At 44.1% G+C, this 25,475-nt stretch carries 21 protein-coding genes; 2 read left to right on the forward strand and 19 right to left on the reverse strand.

Annotation, left to right across the window (positions count from 1 at the left end):
* Window positions 1-32 precede the first annotated feature (32 nt).
* The 17 genes from ftsA to ilvI form a co-directional block, all read right to left on the reverse strand.
* Window positions 33-1,289 (reverse strand): cell division protein FtsA, encoded by a 1,257-nt coding sequence (gene ftsA / locus AC4IFT_RS16220; protein WP_225819186.1) that lies wholly within the window; start codon window positions 1,287-1,289, stop codon window positions 33-35.
* Between the two features lie 35 nt (window positions 1,290-1,324).
* Window positions 1,325-2,131 (reverse strand): cell division protein FtsQ, encoded by an 807-nt coding sequence (ftsQ, locus tag AC4IFT_RS16225; protein WP_490751894.1) that lies wholly within the window; start codon window positions 2,129-2,131, stop codon window positions 1,325-1,327.
* A 1-nt stretch (window position 2,132) separates the two neighbouring features.
* Window positions 2,133-3,053 carry a D-alanine--D-alanine ligase gene (locus tag AC4IFT_RS16230; RefSeq protein WP_490751896.1) on the reverse strand — a complete coding sequence of 307 codons (921 nt, stop codon included), beginning with the start codon at window positions 3,051-3,053 and terminating at the stop codon, window positions 2,133-2,135.
* A 2-nt stretch (window positions 3,054-3,055) separates the two neighbouring features.
* Window positions 3,056-4,519, reverse strand: a complete 1,464-nt coding sequence (gene murC, locus AC4IFT_RS16235) for a UDP-N-acetylmuramate--L-alanine ligase (RefSeq protein ID WP_225819189.1) — start codon at window positions 4,517-4,519, stop codon at window positions 3,056-3,058.
* 44 nt (window positions 4,520-4,563) lie between these two features.
* Window positions 4,564-5,637, reverse strand: coding sequence for an undecaprenyldiphospho-muramoylpentapeptide beta-N-acetylglucosaminyltransferase (gene murG, locus AC4IFT_RS16240; protein WP_490751897.1), 1,074 nt, complete (start codon window positions 5,635-5,637; stop codon window positions 4,564-4,566).
* Entirely contained in the window at window positions 5,634-6,827 is a 1,194-nt protein-coding gene (gene ftsW, locus AC4IFT_RS16245; RefSeq protein ID WP_490733623.1) for a cell division protein FtsW, read from the reverse strand. Before ftsW ends, murG begins: the two co-directional genes overlap by 4 nt.
* On the reverse strand, window positions 6,827-8,137 hold the full coding sequence (gene murD, locus AC4IFT_RS16250; RefSeq protein WP_490751899.1) for a UDP-N-acetylmuramoyl-L-alanine--D-glutamate ligase: 1,311 nt from the start codon (window positions 8,135-8,137) through the stop codon (window positions 6,827-6,829). Before murD ends, ftsW begins: the two co-directional genes overlap by 1 nt.
* Window position 8,138: 1 nt before the next feature.
* Entirely contained in the window at window positions 8,139-9,221 is a 1,083-nt protein-coding gene (gene mraY, locus AC4IFT_RS16255; protein ID WP_353242965.1) for a phospho-N-acetylmuramoyl-pentapeptide-transferase, read from the reverse strand.
* Window positions 9,215-10,579 carry a UDP-N-acetylmuramoyl-tripeptide--D-alanyl-D-alanine ligase gene (gene murF, locus AC4IFT_RS16260; protein WP_490751901.1) on the reverse strand — a complete coding sequence of 455 codons (1,365 nt, stop codon included), beginning with the start codon at window positions 10,577-10,579 and terminating at the stop codon, window positions 9,215-9,217. Before murF ends, mraY begins: the two co-directional genes overlap by 7 nt.
* Window positions 10,576-12,063 (reverse strand): UDP-N-acetylmuramoyl-L-alanyl-D-glutamate--2,6-diaminopimelate ligase, encoded by a 1,488-nt coding sequence (gene murE / locus AC4IFT_RS16265; RefSeq protein ID WP_490751903.1) that lies wholly within the window; start codon window positions 12,061-12,063, stop codon window positions 10,576-10,578. Before murE ends, murF begins: the two co-directional genes overlap by 4 nt.
* Complete coding sequence (ftsI, locus tag AC4IFT_RS16270; protein WP_490733630.1) at window positions 12,050-13,816, reverse strand: peptidoglycan glycosyltransferase FtsI; 1,767 nt, start codon at window positions 13,814-13,816, stop codon at window positions 12,050-12,052. Before ftsI ends, murE begins: the two co-directional genes overlap by 14 nt.
* Before the next feature lie 12 nt (window positions 13,817-13,828).
* Window positions 13,829-14,149: a cell division protein FtsL gene (gene ftsL, locus AC4IFT_RS16275; RefSeq protein ID WP_206082706.1), complete on the reverse strand. Its 321-nt coding sequence runs from the start codon at window positions 14,147-14,149 to the stop codon at window positions 13,829-13,831.
* Entirely contained in the window at window positions 14,149-15,102 is a 954-nt protein-coding gene (gene rsmH, locus AC4IFT_RS16280; protein ID WP_490733632.1) for a 16S rRNA (cytosine(1402)-N(4))-methyltransferase RsmH, read from the reverse strand. The genes ftsL and rsmH overlap by 1 nt, the downstream gene beginning before the upstream one ends.
* A gap of 2 nt (window positions 15,103-15,104) precedes the next feature.
* Window positions 15,105-15,563: a division/cell wall cluster transcriptional repressor MraZ gene (gene mraZ, locus AC4IFT_RS16285; protein ID WP_206082708.1), complete on the reverse strand. Its 459-nt coding sequence runs from the start codon at window positions 15,561-15,563 to the stop codon at window positions 15,105-15,107.
* Window positions 15,564-16,258: 695 nt separating this feature from the next.
* Window positions 16,259-17,269, reverse strand: coding sequence for a catabolite repressor/activator (gene cra / locus AC4IFT_RS16290; protein WP_490733634.1), 1,011 nt, complete (start codon window positions 17,267-17,269; stop codon window positions 16,259-16,261).
* An 84-nt stretch (window positions 17,270-17,353) separates the two neighbouring features.
* The gene (gene ilvN, locus AC4IFT_RS16295) at window positions 17,354-17,845 is read right to left on the reverse strand and encodes an acetolactate synthase small subunit (protein WP_206082710.1); all 492 of its coding nucleotides are present in this window, start codon (window positions 17,843-17,845) and stop codon (window positions 17,354-17,356) included.
* Window positions 17,846-17,847: 2 nt separating this feature from the next.
* A complete protein-coding gene (gene ilvI / locus AC4IFT_RS16300; protein ID WP_490733636.1) occupies window positions 17,848-19,575 on the reverse strand; it encodes an acetolactate synthase 3 large subunit in 1,728 nt (575 codons plus the stop codon).
* Window positions 19,576-19,768: 193 nt separating this feature from the next.
* On the opposite strand from ilvI, the gene AC4IFT_RS16305 reads away from it, so the two are divergent.
* Window positions 19,769-19,939 (forward strand): hypothetical protein, encoded by a 171-nt coding sequence (locus AC4IFT_RS16305; protein WP_490751905.1) that lies wholly within the window; start codon window positions 19,769-19,771, stop codon window positions 19,937-19,939.
* Here the strand turns inward: AC4IFT_RS16305 and AC4IFT_RS16310 are convergent.
* Together AC4IFT_RS16310 and leuO are read right to left on the reverse strand one after the other, a co-directional pair.
* Window positions 19,930-21,762 carry an AMP-dependent synthetase/ligase gene (locus AC4IFT_RS16310; protein WP_490751907.1) on the reverse strand — a complete coding sequence of 611 codons (1,833 nt, stop codon included), beginning with the start codon at window positions 21,760-21,762 and terminating at the stop codon, window positions 19,930-19,932. The genes AC4IFT_RS16305 and AC4IFT_RS16310 overlap by 10 nt on opposite strands.
* Window positions 21,763-22,018: 256 nt before the next feature.
* Entirely contained in the window at window positions 22,019-22,987 is a 969-nt protein-coding gene (leuO, locus tag AC4IFT_RS16315) for a transcriptional regulator LeuO (protein ID WP_490733640.1), read from the reverse strand.
* A 909-nt stretch (window positions 22,988-23,896) separates the two neighbouring features.
* Here leuO and leuA point away from each other — a divergent pair.
* Window positions 23,897-25,474, forward strand: a complete 1,578-nt coding sequence (gene leuA / locus AC4IFT_RS16320) for a 2-isopropylmalate synthase (protein WP_490751909.1) — start codon at window positions 23,897-23,899, stop codon at window positions 25,472-25,474.
* The last annotated feature ends 1 nt before the right edge of the window (window position 25,475 follow it).

Here is a 25,475-nt window from a genome sequence, read left to right on the forward strand (position 1 = left end):
TTCGAAGCTAATAATAAGCTTCTTTATTAAAATTAGAATTCTTTTCTCAACCAACTGGTGATTTTACTGAACCAACCTGTGACTGAGGCACGCTTTTCTGTTTCGGTATCATCACCAAGATGGCTTTCTTTACCGTAATGCAGAAGCCCAACTGCTGTAGAGTAGTATGGCTCCTGCGCGTAATCTGTTAACCCTGTAATATTTAGCGGAGTGCCGATTCTTACTTGGGTATGGAACACTTTTTGCGCACATTCAACTAAACCGTCAATCTGTGCGGCACCGCCCGTTAAGACAATACCTGCCGCTAAATGGTGTTTGACACCTTGTTGACGTAACTGTTCCTGTAAATTTAAAATTTCTTCATTTACTAAGTTTAACAGCTCAGTATACCGCGGCTCGATGACTTCTGCTAAGGTTTGACGCTGTAAACTTCTTGGTGGTCGACCACCGACACTCGGCACTTCCACCGTTTCGTCTTTACTCACAATCGAACCAACAGCGCAACCATGACGTACTTTAATGGCTTCTGCATCACTTGGTGGCGTACCGAAAGCATAGGCAATATCGCTGGTCACGACATTCCCTGCATAAGGGATCACTTTCGTGTGGCGTAACGCACCGCCTGTATAAACGGCCATATCCATGGTACCACCACCGATATCAACCACACACACACCTAATTCACGTTCATCTTCGGTTAAGACGCTATAGCTTGCTGCGAGACCAGCAAAAATCAGCTGGTCAACTTTCAACCCACAGCGCTCAACAGCTTTCACAATATTTTTCGCCATATCATTATGGCAAGTAATCAAATGAACTTTTGCTTGCATACGCACACCCGACAAACCAACGGGGTTTTTAATCCCTTCTTGGTAGTCGATAGCAAATTCTTGCGGGATCACGTGCAAAATTCGATGTTCATCACGAACACGCACTGATTTCGCCGTATGCACAACACTATCAACATCTTCTTGCGTCACTTCTTCTTCAGAAACTGGCACCATACCAATTTCATTTTGGCAGCTGACGTGTTTACCTGAAAGCGCCAGATAGACAGAGGAAATTTGGCAATCTGCCATCAGTTCTGCTTGGTCGATAGCTCTTTGAACACATTTTACGACAGACTCTAAGTCGTTTACGCCGCCTTTATCCATTCCACGAGATGGACAGCTTCCCACCCCGATAATATTAACCATACCATCGGGCAGAATTTCGCCAACAAGGGCCGATACCTTGGAAGTTCCAATTTCAAGGCCTACCACTAATTTTCTGTCCGTTGCTTTAATCATTTCTTCTGCCTAATTTGAGTTATTAGCAATATTTTTTATTGTAACCCCGGTGGTGCATCGACCAAAACTGGTGCCCAGCCCACCGCAGCACCACTGGTATAACGTAAGTCAACATAGTCGACTCGTTTATCCGTTGTTTGCTGCAAGAGCGGATACAGTTCAAGGAACCGATTTAACCGCTCTAAAACATCTTTTTTACCCAGTTCGATTCGGGTGTCGTTATCCAAAATAATCTGCCACGCATGACGGGCTGTCATTGATAACGATTTAAGTTTTAGTTTGTTTGTCGCTAACGTACTTTGAAAGTTGGCTAACTCTTTTAGGACCTCTTTTTGGCTCCCTTGTGGGCCATAAAGCAAGACATAATCCCCTTTGCCACTTTCGCTTGCGGGCAAGTTAAATACCCTGCCTTCCGCATCCACCATGTTTTGGTCGTTCCATCTGGCGTATGGTCGATACTCAACAATATGAATCTTTAATTCATCAGGCCATTGTTTACGCACTGTGACTTGGCGTATCCATGGCATCATGCTTATTTGGTTCTGGATAGCGTTGACATCAACAGTCATAAACGTACCCGGTTGCCCTAATGATAAAATCGCCTTTCTGACATCGTCATTCTTGGTGTAATGCCGCTCACCCGTTAGGACAAGCTTTGACATCGGTAATCTGTCGGCATCTTTCATCCATGTCATCACCATCCAACCGCTCCAAACGATGGTGCCCACAACGATGAGAAAGAAGAACAACCCACCTAAAAATGCCCCATTACTTGGACCAGAACGTGGGTCATCATCGTTGTGATTCTTATGATGCCTGACGTTTAACGCTGCTTGTGACATATCAACGAGCCAATTCTAAAATTCGCACAACTAACTGCGAAAAATCTAAACCTGCCTGACGCGCAGCCATTGGCACTAAGCTGTGGCTTGTCATACCCGGCGACGTGTTCACTTCTAACAAGTAAAACTGGCCATCGCTATCTTGCATTACATCAACGCGCCCCCAGCCATCACAACCAACCGCTAAATAAGCGTTCATCGCTAATTCGGCAAGCTCAGACTCACGCTGTGCATCTAATCCACTTGGGCAGAAATATTGCGTCTCATCAGACAAATATTTTGCTTCGTAGTCATAAAATATCCCCGGTGGCTGGATACGAATCGACGGTAGGGTTTTATCACCTAACACCGCGATGGTGTATTCAGGACCACTGAGCCACTTTTCAACTAATACGGTTTCGTCGAAACGAAACGCTAATTCAAGTGCCGCAGGCAGCGCATCTAAGCTATCCACTTTGCTCATACCAACACTCGAACCTTCTAAACTGGGTTTTACAATTAATGGCAAACCCAGTGTGTTAACTTTTGCAGTGATTTGTTCACGGCTCATCTGCAAATGTTGCTGTTTAGTTAAGTATATATAAGGAGATACACTTAGTCCCGCACCTTGCCATAATTGTTTTGTTCTGAGTTTATCCATGCTCAGTGCCGATGCCATCACACCACTTCCCGTGTAAGGCAAGCCAAGGTATTCAAGCATTCCTTGAATTGTACCATCTTCACCGCCACGACCATGTAATGCGATGAAAACTTTATCAAAACCTGCTTCTTTTAGCGTAATAACAGGGAAAGTTTTGGTATCAATAGGATGCGCATCAACCCCGCCTTGACGAAGCCCTGCCAGCACGGCATTTCCTGACTGAAGTGATACTTCACGTTCAGCTGATGTCCCACCAAATAGCACCGCAATTTTCTCTGCCATGTTTATTCCTCGACCATCGGCGGCTGTAATTTCGTTTCCGCGAGTGTTTTGGCTATTTTACCAATATTTCCTGCGCCTTGAACTAAAATTAAATCATTTTCATCAAGAGTTTGAGCTAAAAGATGAGAAATCTGTTCCGGCTCCGAAACATAAATCGGATCAATCTGGCCACGACCGCGAATTGTGCGGCATAATGAGCGGCTATCTGCCCCTGCAACGTGTTTTTCACCCGCTGAATACACATCCAGCATCAATAACACATCCACTTGCCCTAATACATTGACAAAGTCATCGTATAAATCACGGGTACGTGTATAACGATGAGGTTGAAATATCATCACAATGCGTTTATCTGGCCAGCCTGCTCTCGCCGCTTTAATAGTGGCATCCACTTCAGTTGGGTGATGACCATAGTCATCCACTAACATGACCTCACCCTCTTTGCCGTTAACATTGCGTAATGCGAAATTACCCAAGAAATCAAAACGGCGACCAGTGCCTTGGAATTCCACTAGTGCAGACAAAATGTGTAAATCATCAATGCCTTCTTCCGTCGCAACCGCAACTGCAGCAGTGGCGTTTAGTGCATTATGGCGACCTGGTGCGTTCAATACGACCGTCAATTCCGGCATATTTTCACGGGCAATAGTGAAAAAGCCTTGATTACCTTTTTGTTCATATTTGGTGATACGCACATCGGCGTCTTCACTGAAACCATAAGTAGTGATGTAACGACCAATCTTTGGTAGCAATGAACGGATAACAGGGTCATCAATGCACATCACTGCACGGCCATAGAATGGTAAGTTATGCAGGAAATTAATGAACGTGTCCGTTAAATTATCAAAGTTGCCTTGGTAAGTATCCATGTGGTCAGCTTCGATATTGGTCACGACTGCCACCAATGGCTGCAAATGCAAGAACGAGGCATCACTTTCATCCGCTTCTGCAATCAGGTAACGGCTGCTACCCAAGCGAGCATGTGTGCCCGCTGATTTCACTAACCCACCGTTAACAAACGTTGGGTCTAAACCTGCTTGAGCGTAAATACCTGAAATCATTGCGGTCGTAGTGGTTTTACCGTGAGTCCCTGCAACGGCGATACCATGACGGTAGCGCATGAGTTCAGCGAGCATTTCAGCGCGACGAATAACCGGAATACGGAGTTCTTTCGCTGCCTGAATTTCAGGGTTTTCACTTGAAATCGCCGTTGAAACGACAACCACACTGGCATTCTCAACATTTTCCGGACGGTGATTAAAATAAATCGTTGCACCTAATTCGGTTAATTGTTGAGTCACAGCATTGGGCGCCAAGTCTGAACCACTAATTTCATAGCCTTCATTTGCCAACACTTCAGCGATACCACCCATGCCAGCACCACCGATGCCGACAAAATGGATGTGCCTGACTCTTCTCATTTCTGGCACTGATGTTCTTAATTTCGCTAATTGTTGTGTATTCACTCTGTTTTCGCTTCTTTATAAATTCGTATCAAATGTGACTAAAGCTATTTAGCCACTTCGCAAATTACGGCGGCAACACGCTCGGTTGCATCACTAATCGCACAATCATGGGCTTTTTCAGCCATCGACAACAATTCTGCTCTATCCCACTGATCCAGCAAGCTTGCTACCGCTTCTGCGGTAAATTGTGGCTGCTCTAAAATCTTCGCGGCGCCTGCTTTTTCCAGTGGTAATGCGTTCCAATATTGTTGGCGGTCTTTGTGCTGAAAAGGCACAAAAATAGCAGGTAAACCTGCCGCTGCAACTTCACTGACGGTCAATGCGCCAGAACGGCATACAACAATATCTGCCCAAGCATAAGCTTGCGCCATATCGTCAATAAATTCAGTAACTTTATACTCAGAATTGCCTGAAACTTGCAGCTGTTCATTATACAACGCTTCAGTGGATTCCTTACTGCCTTTTCCCGCTTGATGCCAGATATTTAACTGTTTGCCTACTTTTGCAGCAACCTGAGGCATCACTTGGTTTAAAATTCGTGCGCCTTGGCTACCACCAACAACTAATACGCGTATCGCGCCTTCTCGCCCAGCTAAGCGAGCAGCAGGCGCAGGAAGTGCCAACACATCTTCACGAACAGGGTTACCAACGACAGGCGCATCAGGGAAAGCTCCCGGAAATGCTTGCAAAACCCGTTTTGCAATGCGTGATAGCCATTTATTCGTCAGGCCCGCTATGCCATTTTGCTCATGCAAAACAACCGGAACACCACACTGCCAGGCCGCAATACCGCCGGGGCCTGAAACATACCCGCCCATGCCTAATACCGCGTCGGGCTGATAACGCTTGATGATTGTTTTCGCTTGTCGTATTGCTTTATAAATACGCCATGGTGCGCCTAACTGTGCAGCAATGCCTTTGCCTCTTAGACCTGAAATCTGAATAAATTCAATGTCTATGCCATGTTTTGGCACTAAGGTCGCTTCCATTCTATCTGCAGTACCTAACCAGCGAATTTCCCAGCCCTGAGCCTGCAAATAATGCGCCACAGCGAGCCCCGGAAAGACATGCCCTCCTGTTCCACCTGCCATGACGAGTAATTTTTTGGGCTGACTCATTTGGTACTCCTTACAAACGCCTGCGCTTTTTCTAGGCGTGTTTCAAAATCAATTCGCAGTAATACCGCTATTGCTGCGGCCATCACTAATAAACTGGAACCACCATAACTAATTAGGGGTAACGTTAACCCTTTCGTTGGCAGCATACCGGAGGCTGCACCGACGTTAACCAAGGCTTGGAAAGTAAACCAAATGCCGATTGAACAAGCCATATAGCCGCCAAATAATTGGTTAGACATCAGCGCGCGACGACCAATCATCATCGCCCTAAATGCCAACATAAATACCATTAACAGGACTAATACAACTCCCACATAGCCCAGTTCTTCCGCTAACACGGAGAAAATAAAGTCAGTGTGTGCTTCAGGGAGGTATTCCAGTTTTTGAACGGAATTACCTAACCCTTGGCCTAACATTTCACCACGACCAAATGCCATTAACGATTGTGTTAACTGGTAACCACTACCAAATGGGTCATCCCATGGGTTCAAGAACGAGGTTACACGGCGCAGACGGTAAGGCTCAAACCAGATCAGCGCTAATACCCCCACCGCACAGGTGGCGATACCAATAATAAACGGTGCTAACCTTGCACCCGCTAAAAACAGTAAACCTAATGTGGTGACGACTAATACAATGACCGTACCCAAGTCTGGCTGTAGAAGCAGTAATGACGCCATCACAATCAAAATACACATCGGTTTGATAAACCCGAGGAAGCGAGTGCGAACTTCTTCTGACTTGCGTACTAAGTAGCTTGAAACATAGCAAAATAGGGTAAATTTCGAAATTTCAGCAGGCTGAATTTTCACAAGCCCGACGTCAATCCAGCGAGATGCCCCGTTAACTGAGCTCCCTGCGACTAATACCACCACTAACATGCCCAATGAGCCCATCAGAAATAGGAAATTATACTTTTCCCAAAAGGCCATCGGGATACGCATAACCGCTAATGATAAGGCGAAAGCTATAACCAAATAGACCACGTCGCGTTTTGCAAAGTAAAACGGGTCTTCTGTCAAACGTTGCCCAACAGGCATCGAAGCAGAGGTCACCATAATGAAGCCGATTGCCGCTAAACCGAATGCCAACCATACTAATGTACGGTCGTACAGCGTTGAGCCTGAAATCACGCCATTTTTTTCGCCAATGACCCAATTTTTTAAACGCATCGCACCCGGTATAGTCATTACCCAAGCTCCTTCGCTAATTGCGCAAAAACAGCGCCACGTTGCTCAAAGTTTTTAAACTGATCTAAACTGGCGCAAGCTGGCGATAATAACACCATGTCCCCTGCTTTTAATTGCGGCGCAATTTGGCGTAAACTTTGTTCCATCGTGTCAGTTAATACTGATTTTTCAGGGGCTAAAGCGGCTAATGATTTGCCATCACGACCAAAGCAATATAAATGGTAGTTATCCGCTGCAATATATTGTTTTAATGATGAAAAATCGGCTGATTTACCATCACCACCTAACAATAAATAGACTGAGCCGTCAACGTGCAGACCATTCAGTGCCGCTTCAGTGCTACCCACATTGGTGGCTTTAGAGTCATTAATCCAACGTACACCATTGTTAAATAACACTAATTCAAAGCGATGTGCTAAACCTGCATAGGTTTTCAATACCTCAATACACGCTGGACGCGGAATGTTCACTGCATCCGCAAGGGCTAACGCAGCCAATGCGTTCAAATAGTTATGCTGCCCTGACAGGTGCATCTCTTTGACGTCTAACAGTGTTTCGCCGTTGACCATCAACACACGTTTTTTTGAATCAAAACAATACTCGCCACTGTTTACCCCAAAACCAATACATTCATCCGCTGATTGGTTTTCAGGCAGTGTTAACGCATCTTGCCTATTCACGATGCAATTTTGTGCACCCTGATAAATTTTTAATTTCGCGCTGCGGTATTGCGCTAAGCCCAGAGGATACCTATCCATATGGTCTTCGCTAATATTCAGTACCGTTGCTGCAGCCGCTTTTAGGCTTGATGTGGTTTCGAGTTGGAAACTGGATAACTCTAAAACGTACAATGCATGGCCTGAATTGAGTAAAGACAGCGCTGGCGTGCCAATATTGCCGCCTATACCGACAGAAATCCCTGCCGCGCTCGCCATCTCCCCCACTAACGAGGTGACTGTGCTTTTCCCGTTTGACCCTGTAATCGCCACAATTGGCGCATCCGCTTCACGGCAAAACAGCTCAATATCGCCGACGATTTCAATACCGTTTTGCGCAGCTTCCTGCAATTGTGGTGTTGCTAATGCAATCCCTGGGCTTGCAACAATCAAATCCGCTTCTTGAAGCCATACGTTGTTCAAACTTCCGCTATGGCACTGCACATTTTCAGGCAGTTTATCCACACCCGGAGGTGTTGCACGGGTATCCATCACGCGTGGCACAACACCACGCTCAATGAAAAATTGAACGCAAGATAGGCCTGTAACTCCCAGACCTATAATGACAACGTTCTTACCCTGATAATCGACCATATTAACGCACCTTCAACGTTGCCAGCCCAATCAGCACTAGCATCAAGGAAATAATCCAGAAACGCACGATAACACGAGGTTCTGGCCAGCCTTTCAATTCATAATGATGGTGAATTGGAGCCATGCGGAAGATCCGTTGACCGCGTAATTTAAACGAACCAACCTGTAAAATTACGGACAAGGTTTCAACCACAAACACCCCACCCATAATCACTAATAAGAACTCTTGGCGCAGTAACACGGCGATAGTGCCCAGTGCACCACCAAGCGCCAGTGAGCCCACATCCCCCATGAAAACTTGTGCTGGGTATGTGTTAAACCAGAGGAAGCCTAAACCTGCCCCAACAATGGCGGTACAGACAATCACTAATTCACCTGCGTGTGGTAAGAATGGAATATGCAGGTAGCCCGCAAAATTGACATTACCTGTCGCCCATGCCACTAACGCAAAACCCGCCGCCACAAACACGGTTGGCATGATGGCTAAACCATCAAGGCCATCAGTTAAGTTCACGGCGTTACTGGTACCGACAATCACAAAATAGGTCAGTAAAATATATAACATGCCCAGTTGTGGCATCACGTCTTTGAAAAATGGCACCACCAGTTGCGTTGCTGGCGTGTCTTTCCCAATCGCATACATAGAAAATGCCACCACTAACGCGATAACGGACTGCCAGAAATATTTCCAGCGAGCGATTAAGCCACGCGTATCTTTTCTTACCACTTTGCGGTAATCGTCCACAAAGCCCACGATGCCATAGCCGATTAACACCAGCAATACGCACCAAACGTAAGGGTTATCTAAACGCGCCCACAATAAGACAGACACGGTGATTGAAAACAGGATTAATAAACCGCCCATGGTTGGTGTGCCACGCTTGCTAAAGTGTGACTCAGGGCCTTCGCTACGGACAACTTGACCAATCTGCATTTTTTGCAGATAAGCAATCAGGTGCGGGCCCATCCATAAGGCGATCGCAAGTGCAGTCAGCAAACCGACAATGGCTCTGAACGTTAAGTATGAAAAAACGTTCAAGACAGAAAACTTGTGGACCAACATTTCGGCAAGCCAGACTAACATTCGAAGCACTCCTTCAATGCATTCACGACATCTTCCATCGCGGAGCTGCGTGAACCTTTAACTAAAATAGAAACAACATCATTCTGCTGTGCTAGCGGAATTAGTCGGGTTAATAAATCGCTTTTTACCGTAAAGTGCTCACCACACTCACTAAATTCGCTGATCAACTCGCTCAGTTGACCAACGCTGAATACTTTATCTAAGCCCGCCTGTTTAGCTGCAACACCAACACGCTGATGGCATTCTTCGGCGTAATCACCCAGCTCACCCATATCACCGACAACTAAAATGCGGTAACCCGGCATTTTTTCCAGTACGTGAATGGCGGCAATCATAGAGCCATCATTAGCATTGTATGTGTCGTCTAATACCACTTTGTGTTCCGCTAAGCGAACAGGGAACAAACGCCCCGGCACCGCTTTAGTATTTGCTAAGCCATTCTTAATATCTTCGAGGCTTGCACCCACCGAAATGGCTAATGCACTCGCCGCTAACACGTTGGCAATATTATGTACGCCCGGCAAAGGTAACGTGATATCAACGTGCCCAACGGGGGTATGCAACACAAAATCCGTTGTTAATTGGTTGATTTGAATATCGGTCGGGTAGAAATCAGCTTTAGGCTGCTGTGTTAATGAGTAATACCACACGGTTTGGCGCGGTTGGAATTGCCATTTTTCACTGTAGCTATCCAAGTTGACAATCGCCGTCCCTTCTTCTGGGATACCTTGGTAAATCTCACCTTTGGCTTTAGCGACACCCTCTGGCGAACCAAACCCTGCTAAGTGTGCACCAAATAAATTGTTCACTAATGCGGTTTCAGGCTTCACGATATTGGTGGTATAGGCGATTTCATTTGGGTGGTTAGCACCCATTTCAATCACAGCAAAATCATGCTCTGGCGTTAAGCGAAACAGTGTTAACGGCACGCCGATATCGTTGTTTAAGTTGCCTGCGGTATACAAAGTCTTACCACGCTCTGCCAAAATAGAGGCGGTCATTTCTTTTACAGAGGTTTTACCCGATGACCCGGTTAAACCGACAATGCGAGCACTCACTTGCTGGCGAACCCATGCTGCCAATTGCCCCATCGCAATACGGGTATCGTCTACAACCACTTGCGGGCAATTTACGACTAATTTATGGTCGACTAATAATGCTTTTGCACCATCAGCAACCACTTGCTCAGCAAAATCATGAGCATCAAAACGTTCGCCTTTAAGGGCGATAAACAGGCAACTTTCACCTATTTTACGGCTATCTGTGCTCACGTTTTCAATCACGAATTCGCTATTAGGTGCAGACTCAATCTGCCCTGATGTGATTTTTGCAAGCTGCGCGAGGGTTAATGAAATCATGCGATCACCCCCAATAAGCGCGCTACCGTTAAGCGGTCAGAGTAATCTAATTTACGGTTACCAATAATTTGGTAATCTTCGTGGCCTTTACCGGCAAGAACAATCACATCATCGGGTGAGGCTTGCAAAATCGTATTGGTGACCGCTTCTGGGCGACCTGGAATGGCTAATGCGCGACTTGAATCTAATAAGCCCGCCATGATGTCGTTGATAATATCAATAGGGTCTTCGCTGCGTGGGTTATCGTCAGTGATCACGATTTTATCGGCCCACTCTTCCGCAGCGGCACCCATAAGTGGGCGCTTACCTTTGTCGCGATCGCCACCACAGCCAAATACGCACCAAAGTTGCCCTTTACAATGTAAACGAGCCGCCGCAAGGGCTTTTTCTAATGCGTCAGGTGTATGTGCATAGTCGACAACAACCGTTGGTTTGTTCGGTGCGCTGAAGACTTCCATTCGACCACAAACTGGGGAAAGGGATGAGGTCGATGCTAATAATTGCTCGAGCGGATAATCCATCATTAACAATGTCGCCATCGCAACTAATAAGTTACTGACGTTGAACGCCCCCATCAATGGGCTTTCAAATGCGCCTTTGCCCCACGAGGAGTCAAAATGAATGGTAGCGCCCTTATCATGGTATTCCACTTCAGTGGCTTTTAACCATGGGCCTTGCCAGTTTGCGGGGATACGGTTTTCCATCGTCACAGCGCACGCTTGTGGTAAGCGCTGTAACCATTTCAGTCCAACGTCATCATCTGCATTAATAATTTGATTTTTGGTTTGATGCGTCGAAAACAGTAACCATTTTGCTGCTTCGTAATTTTCCATATCACCATGGTAATCAAGGTGATCACGGCTTAGATTGGTGAACACAGCAGCTTCAAATTGCAATGCTGCCACACGCCCTTGCACTAAACCGTGGGAAGACACTTCCATCGCAGTCAACGTGGCTTTTTTATTTAACAGTTGCGTGAGCTCAAGCTGGATATCTACCGCCGAGCCTGTGGTGTTTTCTGTCGGTGAAACTTGCCCTAACAGGCCATTTCCAACCGTCCCCATCACTGCACTTGTCTCGCCAAGGCCTTTCGCCCACTGCGCAATCAGCTGAGTTGTGGTTGTTTTACCGTTTGTTCCTGTAACGCCCACTAATTTCATTTTGGCTGAAGGCTGGTCATAAAACTCACCCGCCAGAGCCGATAAACGGTTGTTTAAGTCATTGAGATAAATCACTGGCACGCCGTGAACAAAGCGGATCTCACCTTCTTCCGCTTCCCCTTGAGCCTCAGCGATCACCGCACCAACCCCTTGGGCAATCGCTTGAGGAATATAGTGCCGACCATCCGATTGATGGCCTTTTATAGCAATAAACAGATCACCCGCGGCAGCCTTTCGACTGTCTAGCGTCATCTCACGCAGTGAGATAGGAGTTGTGCTTACACCAAATGGCGCAAGGAGATCACAAAGATTACGATCTGCCACTTTTAACCTCTTTTTGACTGTTCACAATTTCATTTTTATCGTTAGGTTGTAATGCATCTGGCTCAACATTCATCAGTCGTAAGACACCGCCCATAATTGAGCCAAACACGGGAGCAGAAACTGCCCCTCCGTAGTACTTACCGCCGCTCGGCTCATTGATCAGGACAACAAGCGCATAACGTGGATTACTGGCTGGCGCGACACCCGCTGCATAAGCAAGGTATTTATCAACATAGCGCCCTTCAGGACCGACTTTTTTCGCGGTCCCGGTTTTAATTGCAATTCGGTAACCTTTAATCGCTGCACGTGCTCCACCACCGCCGGGCAGTGCCACGCTTTCCATCATATGCACCACCGTGCGCATAATTGGCTCAGGGAAAACACGCGTTCCCGGCACTGGTGGGTCAACCTTTGTGATAGACAGCGGCCTGTAGATACCAAAACTACCGATTGTCGCGTAGGCTCGCGCTAATTGTAACGGCGTTACCATTTGCCCGTAGCCAAAAGAAAAGGTGGCCCTATCTAAATCAGACCACCGTGTTTTTTTACTTGGAAAGATGCCACTACTTTCCCCGACTAACCCCAGATTAGTCGGCTTGCCAAACCCAAAGCGGCTATACACATCCACCAGCTCTGTGGCAGGCATCGCTAACGCCAGTTTAGAAACACCCACGTTACTCGACTTCTGTAAAATCCCAGTAATAGTTAGCTCCGCATAGCGTGCAACGTCTTTAATTTCATGGCCGCTAATACGATATGGATAGGTATTAATCACTGAGTTTTCTTTGATAATTTTGTTGTGCAGCGCGCTCATTACCACCATCGGTTTCACCGTTGAGCCCGGCTCAAAAATATCGGTAATTGCACGGTTACGCATGGCGTCCATTGCGGTGCCAGCAAGGTTATTTGGGTTATAAGATGGGCTATTTGCCATCGCCAAAATTTCCCCTGTGTGCACATCCACTAAAATCGCCACGCCTGATTCCGCTTTGTTTTCTTGTACGCCGCGGGTCAGTTCACGGTAAACAATCGATTGAATACGTTCATCGATGCTCAACGTTAAGTTATGTGCCGCTTGGCTATCGACAGACGAAATGGTTTCGATCACGCGACCATTACGGTCTTTACGAACAGTACGCTCTCCCGGCGAACCTTTTAACCAACGGTCAAAGCTCTTTTCAACGCCTTCAATACCTTCCCCGTCAATGTTTGTCACCCCCAGTAAGTGAGCAGTTACAGGGCCTGACGGGTAATAACGGCGGGATTCTTTACGCAGATAGATACCCGGGATTTTTAATTTTTTAACGTAGTCACCGATAGACGGGTTAACTTGGCGCGCTAAATACACAAAACGGCCACGCGGGTTGGCCGATATTTTGTTGGTAATTTGTTCGAGTGGAATTTCGAGTGCGTCTGCAAGGGCTTTCCAGTGCTCATCATTGCTAACCCCGCCTTTCTCAAACACTTCTTTTGGATCAGCCCAAATTGCGTTGACGGGGACACTAACCGCAAGCTGCCGACCTTCACGGTCGCTGATCATACCACGCGCCGTCGCAACTTCCTGAACACGTAAAGAACGCAAATCGCCCTCTTTAACTAGCTTTTCAGGGGCGATAATTTGTAAGTAGGCGACACGGGTTAATAACCCTGCTAGCGCCAAGACAATGCACCCGCACAGCAAAATAAAGCGCCAGCGGACAAAGCTGGTACTTTCTTCTTGTTTCTTATTTTTTGCTGTTTTTGGTGCTTTCATTGGGAACCTTTTTTATTGCTGAGAAACAATAATTTTTTCTTGTGATGGCTCAACTTGAACCATCTGTAATTTATCAACGGACAAACGCTCAATACGGCTATGGCTCGCTAAGGCATTTTCCTCGAGGATCAGATTGCGCCATTCAATATCCAGCGAGTCTTTCTCTTCGTATAATTTGTCTTTGGCCGCGGTTAATAAGCGCGTTTCGTGTGCCGTAGTAACCACAAATACCGCGCTAATAATAATCGCAGCCAATAAAATCAAAGGAACGATGCCGTAGCGAAATAAATCACGTCCAATCACGCGTGCTAGGCTGTGCCTTTCAGGAACCATTATTGCGCCGCCTTCTCTGCAAAACGCAGCACTGAACTGCGTGCGCGTGGGTTTTCGTCAATTTCGTTATCCGATGGCTTCATTTTGCCTAAATCACGTAACTGCGCTGCACCTAATGCTTTAATTTGCGTTTCCGTCAGTGGGATCCCAGCAGGTACACTTGGCCCTTTACTGTTTTTGCGGATAAATTGTTTAACTAGTCTGTCTTCCAAAGAGTGGAAACTGATCACCGACAAGCGCCCTTCTGGTGCCAAAACACCCATTGCACCGTTTAACGCCTGCTCAATCTCTTCCAACTCGCTATTGATGTAGATACGAATAGCCTGAAAACTGCGAGTTGCAGGGTGCTTATGTCGGTCTTTCATCGGACTAACTTTAGAAATCAACTCAGCCAGATGGCGTGTTCGGGTCAATGGCTCTTCTTCTGGGTTATGATTGCGTTCCACAATCGCCCTTGCGATACGCTTCGAAAAACGCTCTTCACCAAAGGTTTTGAGTACCCATGCAATGTCATCAGCCTCTGCATTCATCAACCATTGTTGCGCTGATTGCCCTTTGGTTGGGTCCATACGCATATCTAATGGCCCGTCACGCATAAATGAAAACCCTCTTTCTGGGTCATCTAGCTGCGGCGAAGACACGCCTAAATCCAATAAAACACCGTCAATTTGCCCCACCAGCCCTTCTTCTTCCACGTATTGTGCAATGTCTGAGAACGGGCCGTGCTTAATCATAAAACGCGGATCATCAATGGCTTGTGCCGCTTTAATCGCTTCTGGGTCACGGTCAATGGCGATTAAACGCCCGTGCTCACCCAGTTGGCTTAAAATTAAGCGAGAATGCCCGCCACGACCAAAAGTGCCATCGATATAAATGCCATTTGGCTTAATATTCAAGCCATTAACGGCTTCATCCAATAATACGGTTACGTGCTTAAATTGCTGTTGCGTCATTGTTATAGTGACAAATCCTGTAAGCGGGCTGAGAGTGGTTCAGTGGTGAGGCGCTCCGCAGCGATATCATTTTCCACTTGTTTGTACCAAGTTTGCTCATCCCAAAGTTCAAATTTATTAATCTGGCCAACCAACATGACCTCTTTGGTTAGCCCTGCGTGTTGGCGCAATGTATTGGCTAACAAAAGACGTCCTGCATTATCCATTTGGCATTCGCTAGCGTGACCCAGTAAAAGCCGTTGTACACGTCGCTCAGCTTCGTTCATGGTGGATAAGCGAGACAGTTTTTCCTCAATGATTTCCCATTCAGGTAGGGTATAAAGCAGCAGGCACGGCTGGTGAAGGTCAATGGTACAAACCATTTGCCCTTTCGCTTCCTCGGTCAGCATTCCTCGATAACGAGTAGGCACGGTTAGCCGCCCTTTGCTGTCGAGATTAACCAGTGTTGCCCCACGAAACATACCCGATTAAACCCCTTTCATTTCCTAGTCACCCACTTTACCCCACAATTCTCCACATATAAAGTTTACGAATGGTATGAAAACCTTGTCAAGCCAGCCACGCTCAGCTTTAGGTTTATTTACAGAACAATTCAGAAAATATAAGGATGGGTAAAATCTTACTTGGAAAGAAAATAAGAAATAACAAATTGATATAATTAGCTAATTTTATAAATTTCACACAAAATAACAAAACAACTGTTTATTGCTGAGAAATCATAAAAATCACGCTAAATCCAATCTCTATCTCATTTTTAATCAGCCTATTTCGTACCAATTCTTTACTTTTAATCTGTTCTTAAAACTGGGTTAATCCCCTTCGAGGACTAAAACACGGCTCTAGAAAAATAAAATCGTTATATTTCAGACCACTAAACAACTGTTTTAATAAACAGTACTTAAGTTAATAAAAAAAATGCCAACCCAATACAGCGATGAATAAAAACTCGCTTTATTTTTATTTTTATTGCATTTAGCTTTTGTTACAAAATAAACAAACAATCGATTAAGATAATTCCTAAAGTTAAATATTTACCTATTTTTAACCGATAAAAAAAAGACCCCTACATTGTAGGGGCCCTTATATTACTCATAATCGTGATCAACATCACTCATTATTGAGAAGCTTTACACTGATTGCCCAAAGTTCAGGCTATTTATTGCTTACGGCCTAAACTTCCACGACGACATAAATCACGACGTATGCGAGTGATGCCTGTATCGGGTTTTTGCTTCTCATCAAGACTCGCTAACACGAGCTCAAGAATGCGCTCTGCGATATCGCGGTGGCGCTGTGCAAGTGACAACACAGGGCAACCGAGGAAATCCAATAATTCGTTATCTCCAAAGGTCGCAATAACCATATGCTCAGGCAAACGACCACTGCGTTTGAGTGCAACATCCAGTACGCCTTGGAGCAATGAGAAAGACGTTGTAAATAACGCATCAGGCATCTCATTGCCGCTATCAAGCCAATTTGCAAACACGTCTGCGGCAGAATCACGCTCGTAGCTATTTGCGTACAAATAGTCAACTTCACGCGCATCATCACTCCATGCTTTACGAAAACCCTGCTCACGTAAATAGCTGACAGACAGCTCAGGTAATGCCCCTAAGTACAATACCGATTCAGCTTTGAACTTGCGTAACTCTGCTGAAATCATGAAAGCATCTTCTTGGTCATCCCCTACAACACTAATAAAGTGCTCTTTTTCAAGGGCTCTATCCAGTGCAATAATAGGGAGCGAACGGTTTGCCCAACGCTGATAAAAAGGGTGCTCTGGTGGCAGTGCAGTCGACACAATAATGGCATCAACTTGGCGCTGCAAAAGGTGTTCAACACAACGAATTTCGTTGTCTGGTTGATCCTCAGAACACGCGATTAACAATTGGTAGCCGCGTTGACGTGCCTGTCTTTCTAAATAATTAGCTATACGTGTATAGCTGGTATTTTCCAGATCGGGGATCACTAACCCAATGGAACGGGTGCGCCCTGCACGTAAGCCCGCAGCAACTGCATTTGGATGGTAATTGTGCTCTCTGACGACTGCCATCACTTTTTCAACAGTTTTATCGCTGACTCGATACTGCTTGGCCTTGCCGTTGATCACATAACTAGCCGTTGTGCGGGAAACACCCGCTAGACGGGCTATCTCATCCAGTTTCACGTTAACCTCTTTTTAATTTCGGGAACAGCCTCGAGTCATTCGAGGCCTTATATCCGAGTATTCTACCTTTGGAAGATAAATTTTTCATCGCATAATTTTGTCGCCACGCGAAACACCGACGATACCAGAGCGTACTACTTCAACAATTTCAGCAACACCACGTACTGATTCGATGAAAGCATCCAGTTTATCGCTTGTTCCTGCGAGCTGAACGGTATAAAGCGTTGGCGTGACATCGACGATTTGCCCGCGGAAAATATCCGCACAGCGTTTCACTTCGTCACGTCCATAACCTGAAGCTTGCAACTTCACTAACATGATTTCACGCTCGATATGTGCTGAAGCCGTCAGCTCACTCACACGCAGAACATCCACCAGCTTGTGCAGTTGTTTCTCAATTTGCTCAAGCACTTTTGCATCACCCTTGGTTTGGATGGTCATACGTGACAATGTTGGGTCATCAGTGGGCGCAACCGTCAAACTTTCAATATTATAACCACGCTGAGAGAACAGACCTATGACACGGGACAAAGCACCTGATTCATTTTCTAATAAAACGGATAAAATACGACGCATGATCAGGTCCTCTCTGTTTTGCTCAACCACATTTCGTCCATTGCTCCACCACGGATTTGCATTGGGTAAACGTGTTCGGTTTCATCAATATTGATATCAACAAATACTAAGCGTTGGTTTTCATTCACCTCAACTAGCGCTTGCTTGAGTTTTTCTTCAAGTTCATCAGGAGAAGCAATCGAAATACCAACATGGCCATAAGCCTCTGATAATTTAATAAAATCAGGGAGTGACTGCATGTAGGATTGGGAATGGCGGCCTTGATAAATCATATCTTGCCACTGTTTTACCATGCCTAAAAAACCATTATTGAGGTTCAGGACTAAGACAGGCAAGCCGTATTGTAGTGCCGTTGATAGCTCCTGAATATTCATTTGGATGCTACCATCGCCCGTTACACAAACCACTGTTGAGTTTGGATGGGCTAATTTCACCCCTAATGCGGCAGGTAAACCAAAGCCCATGGTGCCGAGACCACCTGAATTTATCCAATGTCTTGGTTTATCAAACGGATAATACAATGCAGCAAACATTTGATGCTGCCCGACATCCGAAGTCACATACGCCTCACCATTTGTTAAACGATAAATCATTTCAATGGCTTGCTGAGGTTTGACTTTAGTTTGATTGGTTTCATAACGTAGGCACTGTTTTTTGCGCCACTCTTCAATATCTTTCCACCAATCTTTTAATGCATTTTCATCTTGTTTAGCTGAAGCTTGGTCTAACTGCCCTAACATTTGTTTTAAGGTCAATTTCGCATCACCAACAATCGGAATATCAGCATTTACCGTTTTTGAAATTGAAGTTGGGTCAACGTCAATTTGGATCACCGTTGCATTTGGGCAATATTTTTCTAAATTATTGGTTGTACGGTCGTCAAAACGGACGCCCACTGCAAAAATCACATCTGAATTATGCATGACTTTATTTGCTTCATAAGTCCCATGCATACCTAACATGCCGACGGATTGCTTATGGGTTTCAGGAAAAGCCCCTAACCCCATCAAGGTCGAAACAACAGGCAGTTTTAATGCTTCTGCTAACTCAATGAGTTCTGCTGAACAATTAGCGTTAATCGCTCCGCCACCAATATAGAAAACGGGTTTTTTTGCCGCGACTAATTTAGAAAGTGCTTTTTTGATCTGCCCTTTGTGCCCTTGCAGGGTCGGGTTATATGACCGTAAAGAAACAGATTCAGGGTAATGATACGGAAATTTAAGTGCAGGGTTCACCGTATCTTTCGGAAAGTCGATCACAACAGGGCCAGGACGGCCACTTGCTGCGATGTAAAAGGCCTTTTTAATCGTCTCAGGAATTTCTTCCGCACTTTTAATTAAAAAACTGTGCTTCACTATCGGGCGGGATATTCCCACCATGTCACATTCTTGGAACGCATCATTACCAATTAAAGAACTAGCAACCTGCCCTGATAGCACCACCATCGGCACAGAGTCCATATAGGCGGTTGCAATGCCAGTAATCGCATTGGTTGCCCCGGGGCCTGAAGTGACGAGAACGACGCCAACATCCCCTGTTGAGCGAGCATAGCCATCGGCCATATGCACTGCGGCTTGTTCATGACGCACCAGAATATGTTCCACACCGCCTACAGTATGAAGCGCATCATAAATATCTAATACTGCACCGCCTGGATACCCAAACACGTGCTTTACTCCTTGGTCAATCAATGACTTGACGACCATTTCAGCTCCCGACAACTTCTCCATGAGTTTGCCCCCAGACATTATTTGCAAGTTAAGAGGTATCAATTACCCCTTTATTTTTATCATTTAAACAGGTTAATGCGTGCTATTAACATATCTCTCTGGCTGAAACGAAGCAAACATCATTTCAGCACAAAAATAGTGACTATTTCACATTATCTTGAACATTTGCCGTTCGCAGAGGGAATAACTGCATATGGAAAAAACGGAAGAAAGATTGACTATTTTCCAGCCAACTGGCGATTTGAAATATTTTGTTCTGACCGTGAATAAAAAGAAAAGATATAGGCAGGATTTATATATAAGAGCATCAGGCTCACCTATCGAAATAGATAAGCCTGATAATAAAACGCTTAATTACTCTTGATACATAGATTCAATTTCTAATTGATAGCGCTCAGAAATGATTTTACGACGTAATTTCAAGGTTGGTGTTAACTCCCCTTTTTCCATTGAAAACGTCGTTGGTAACAAGGTAAAACGTTTAACTTGATGAAAATTCTCTATGTTTTTTTGCAGTTCTTTTAAACGGGCTTCAAAAAGCGCCACAATATTAGAGTCTTTCAGTAACTCAAGACGATCACGATATTTTAAGTTAATCGAATGTGCATATTCTTCTAGGCTGTCATAACACGGCACTATCAGTGCAGAAACAAACTTACGTGTATCGGCAATGACGGCAATATGCTCAATAAATTTATCTTGGCCTAACACCCCTTCAATCATTTGAGGTGCGATATACTTACCGTTAGACGTTTTCATTAAGTCTTTTAGCCTATCCGTAATATATAAATTGCCTTGCTCGTCTATTTTCCCTGCATCACCCGTTTTTAACCAGCCATCAGAGGTAAACGTATCTAAGGTTTCATTTGGGCGATTGTAGTAACCTTTCATCACAACAGGGCCCTTTACTTGGATTTCATCATCTTTACCAATACGTACTTCAACCGAAGATAATGGTGTACCAATCGAACCTAGAGGATATTTGCCCTCTTCCCAACATGAAACCGTCGCGCAGGTTTCTGACATACCATAGCCGTATTTAATATCCACGCCTGCGGATAAGAAAAAGGCAATAACATCATCATCTAAACGCGCCCCAGCGGCTGGCATAAAACGAATACGCCCACCCAACCCCTCGCGAATTTTACTTAAAACCAGCTTATCCGCTAATGGAAAGATAGCGCGATTGATTAATGATGGTACGCCGCCTTTTGACAACGCTTTCACACGATGCTTACCAAGGGAGATAGCCATCTTAAACAGCATTCTACGTGCCCATGGCGCTTTCGATACTTTACCTTGCACTGCACTATAGACTTTTTCATAGAAACGCGGCACAGCACACATCACGGTAGGTTTTACATCTGCCAGTGCTTCTCGCACTAAGTTGGTATCCGTTAAATAAACATTAAGCGCCCCTACGTGCATAACATAGAAACTCCAAGCACGTTCAAAGACATGAGAAAGGGGTAAAAAGCTTAACGAAATATCCTCTTCCGTTAGTTGTAAACGCTCATCATGCAGGTACAACTGAGCAGCCATGTTGTAATAATCCAACATTACGCCTTTTGGCTCACCTGTAGTGCCTGATGTATAGATAATCGTAAATAAATCACTGAGATTATGGGCTGCAATGCGTGCATCCAGCTCCATTTGATATTCAGGCTGAGCTTGTGCCATAAAAGTCGATAAATGCAAGGTTGCCACTGAGTTATCAGTCAGTTCAACTTCCTCATCTATGACGACAATCATTTTTAATTGGGGGCAAAGCGCAGGTAATTTGCACGCAATGTCATATTGCGTTTGTTCACCGACAAACAACACCTTAATGTTGGCATCGTTAATGATATAAGCGGCTTGTTCAACACTGCTGGTCGCATAAAGTGGAACCGTCACCGCTCTGATCTGTAATGATGCTAAGTCAATCAGTGACCAATCCATGCTGTTATGGGCAAATAACCCAATATTTTCTTGTGTTGAGACTTCTAATGCTAAAAGGTGACGAGAGATCGCAGACGTGCGTTCACCCACCTCATTCCATGTTAATGAGCTTTGCTGCCCATTATTCCATTGACTGAAAGCTATCCGACTCGCTGATTCGTTTGCATTGATTCTGCTACGTAAGCGATTTACTAAATGGTATGGATATAGATTTTCAGTAATCAAAGTTAATTCCCTATAGGTCATTATTGATATAAGTCACTCGGTATCTTCACAAGAACTTAACCGTTTCACTATTTTCAGCTTACAAGTGTTAGCTGAATATCGGCAGTGTATCGACTAATAACGTAGGAGGAAAGTTTTTATATGTAAATTTTCTGCAAATGTTATGTTCGCTGCAAAACTCACCGTTGCTCTCGCTACGATGAGTGATTTAACTTGCCTTAGTGCTCTGAATGTTGTGGTTCAGAGCACGACAACAAATTTATATTAAGGAGTGAGACTAAGCCGCAACCGCTTGATCGAGCAATTCTGCGATCATCTGGCTAAATTGTGATTTCATCCATTGATGGCCTTTATCCCTAGCAGTCGATTCATGCCATGTTAGATAACAAGGACGGGTATCATTTTCTAAAGGTAACGGCAACATACGTAGTTTTAACTGCCCTGAATAATGTTCAACAAGCCATTTCGGCGCAATAGCGACTAAGTCAGTTTGTGCAACAATATTCAATACACTGCTTAGATCTGTTCCCTTATAGTTAATCGTATGAGATAACTCAGTGTTATTGTAATACGGTGTGCTAAATGACCCTATATTATCCATTGACATAATTGCATGTTTCTCGCTCATTAATTCAGTTTCTGAAATTGAATTAACAATACGTGGATGGTTATTTGCGGCAACTAAAACTAATTCATCATTAAATAAAACCTGATGTTGGTATTCGGGTTTTTCGAATTGGTTATACCCAATAAAGAAATCTATTTCCTGATATTTTAATTGATGTGCAATGTTATTATCCAAAAATGAATGAATAAATACATTAATATTAGGTGAGGCCATTTTAAACTTCGCCACGATCATCGCAGCTAAACGAATATCTAGAGGAGAACAGATTGATAAATTAAATACGCGATCGCTATCTTGCGGGTCAAAACCCGCCCCTGGTAACTCATTATGCACTAATTGCAACGCCTGTCTTACTGGCCCAAATAGCTGTTTCGCCCGCGAAGTCGGCTGAATCCCACGACCGTAACGCACAAATAATTCGTCGTTAAACATTGATTTTAAACGCGAAACAGCATTACTCACCGCCGGTTGAGACATGCCCAACACTTGAGCGGCTTTAGTGACATTTTGCATCTGCATAACCACATCAAAAACTGTTAACAAATTTAAATCAACATTACGTAGGTGAATATCGCTGCTTTCTTTTTTACCTGTTGAAATCGTATCAAAATCAGTCATTTTTTACTCCACTAAATATATTTATCATTTTTCATTAACGAAAAGACGTATTCACCTTAAAAACACCGACGAATATATAAACTCGCTAAATATTATTTCTGAAACAACTTATAGATAGTAAGCTATTTCGCTTTCCCTGCATTTATTAAAACGACGTTTCTATTACTTTACTCATTAATTATGATTCACAGAATAGATATCATTATAAAACGCAAATATTCACCAAAGTAATGAGTGATATTTTTATATTAAAATCACAATTACTCTCAGTAAAAATAATAAAGCAATTTCCCGAAGAAATCATAATAAATCGCATTTGGATTCTGTAAATATTCTCATTATCAGATTAATTTTTACTTATTCATTTATTAGATAACTAAGTTAATCAATAGCCATTGATGTTAGTGATTAATTTTACGGGTTTTATCTTTTCTGGAAATTCTTGAATTAAAAAAAACAAAAGATAATGATAAAACAATAACTTACATAAATAAAAGCATCAAAAAAATTCACCAGAAGAATTTTACCCTGAATTTTCAATTCAAATATAGGCAAAAACATCACTGAAATTAGCAAAAACAGTCACATTCCCTAACTCAACTCCATAATTCACAATTGGTAAAAAACAGTCAGAAATCCATCATTGACATTAACTTTAAGATCACGTATCTATAAATACAGTTGATTTAGAAACCTATGAGAGACAGTTTAAATGACATTTTCTATCCGCCTACTAAGCCTACTACTACTCGCATTAAATTTGCGCGGTATGCTTATGGACGGAAAATAGAAATACACTGTCCACAAACATTAAGAACCCGCGCAACCCGCGGGTTTTTTTATGCCTGCGGCTTTGGAAGAACATAAAACTCAATTTATTAAAACAAAATTCGATATGAGGAATACAATATGAGCAACCAAGTCATTATTTTCGATACCACATTACGTGATGGCGAGCAGGCATTGCAGGCCAGTTTATCAGTCAAAGAAAAATTACAAATCGCTTTTGCGTTAGAACGTTTAGGTGTTGATATTATTGAGGCAGGTTTCCCTGTTTCCTCCCCTGGTGACTTTGAATCTGTGCAAACTATCGCACGTGAAATTAAAAATAGCCGCATCTGCGCATTGGCACGTTGTGTCGAAAATGATATCGACGTTGCAGCAGAGTCATTAAAAGTCGCTGAAGCTTTTCGTATCCATATCTTTTTAGCCACCTCCAATTTGCATATGGAGAAAAAATTAAATAAATCGTTTGATGGCGTAATGGATATGGCAATCAATTCAATCAAACGTGCCCGTCGTTACACCGATGATGTTGAGTTTTCTTGCGAAGATGCGGGCCGTACTGACCCAGATAATTTATGCCGTATCGTTGAGACTGCAATTAATGCAGGGGCAACAACCATTAATATCCCTGATACTGTTGGTTACACCACTCCTTATCAATTTGGCGGGATCATTACGGATTTATATAACCGCGTTCCAAATATTGATAAAGCGATTATTTCAGTCCACTGCCACGATGACTTAGGCATGTCAGTTGCCAACTCCATCAGTGCTGTACAAGCGGGTGCACGCCAAGTGGAAGGGACAATCAACGGATTAGGTGAGCGCGCAGGGAATACCGCCTTAGAAGAAGTCATCATGGCGATTAAATTGCGCGAGCAAATGTTAAATGTCCATACCAATATTAATCACAAAGAAATTTACCGTACCAGCCAATTAGTTAGCCAATTATGCAATACCCCAATTCCAGCCAATAAAGCCGTGGTGGGTAGCAATGCATTCTCCCACTCTTCCGGTATTCACCAAGACGGCGTGTTAAAAAACCGCGAAACTTACGAAATCATGACCCCTGAGTCGATTGGTTTAAAAGCAGAAAAATTAAATTTAACCTCGCGTTCTGGTCGCGCTGCCGTGAAACACCGTATGGAAGAAATGGGCTATCACGAAGGCAAAGATTTCAAATTGGACGAATTGTATACCGCATTTTTGAATTTAGCGGACAAAAAAGGTCAAGTGTTTGATTATGATTTAGAAGCCTTGGCTTTCTTTACTAAGCAACAAGATGAAACCGACCACTTTGTGATGGATTATTTCAGCACACAATCTGGTTCAAGCATTGTGGCAACCGCGACAGTCAAAATGCAGTGCGGTGATGAAGTGAAATCGGAAGCTGCAACGGGCAATGGCCCTGTTGATGCTATCTACCAAGCCTTTAGCAACATTACCAATTACCCAATGAAATTAGTTTCTTACCAGTTATCTGCCAAAGGCCATGGCGAAAATGCATTAGGCCAAGTGGATATCGTGGTGGAATGCCATAACCGTAAGTTCCACGGTATGGGCTTAGCGACAGACATCGTTGAATCCTCAGCAAAAGCGATGGTTCACGTGTTAAACAGCATTTGGCGTTCTGAACAAGTCGAAATCGAAAAACAAAAAATAAACCAAGAATCACAATCAAACACAAAGGAAGCAGTGTAAC

This window comes from Providencia sp. UF-183 (assembly GCF_058246155.1).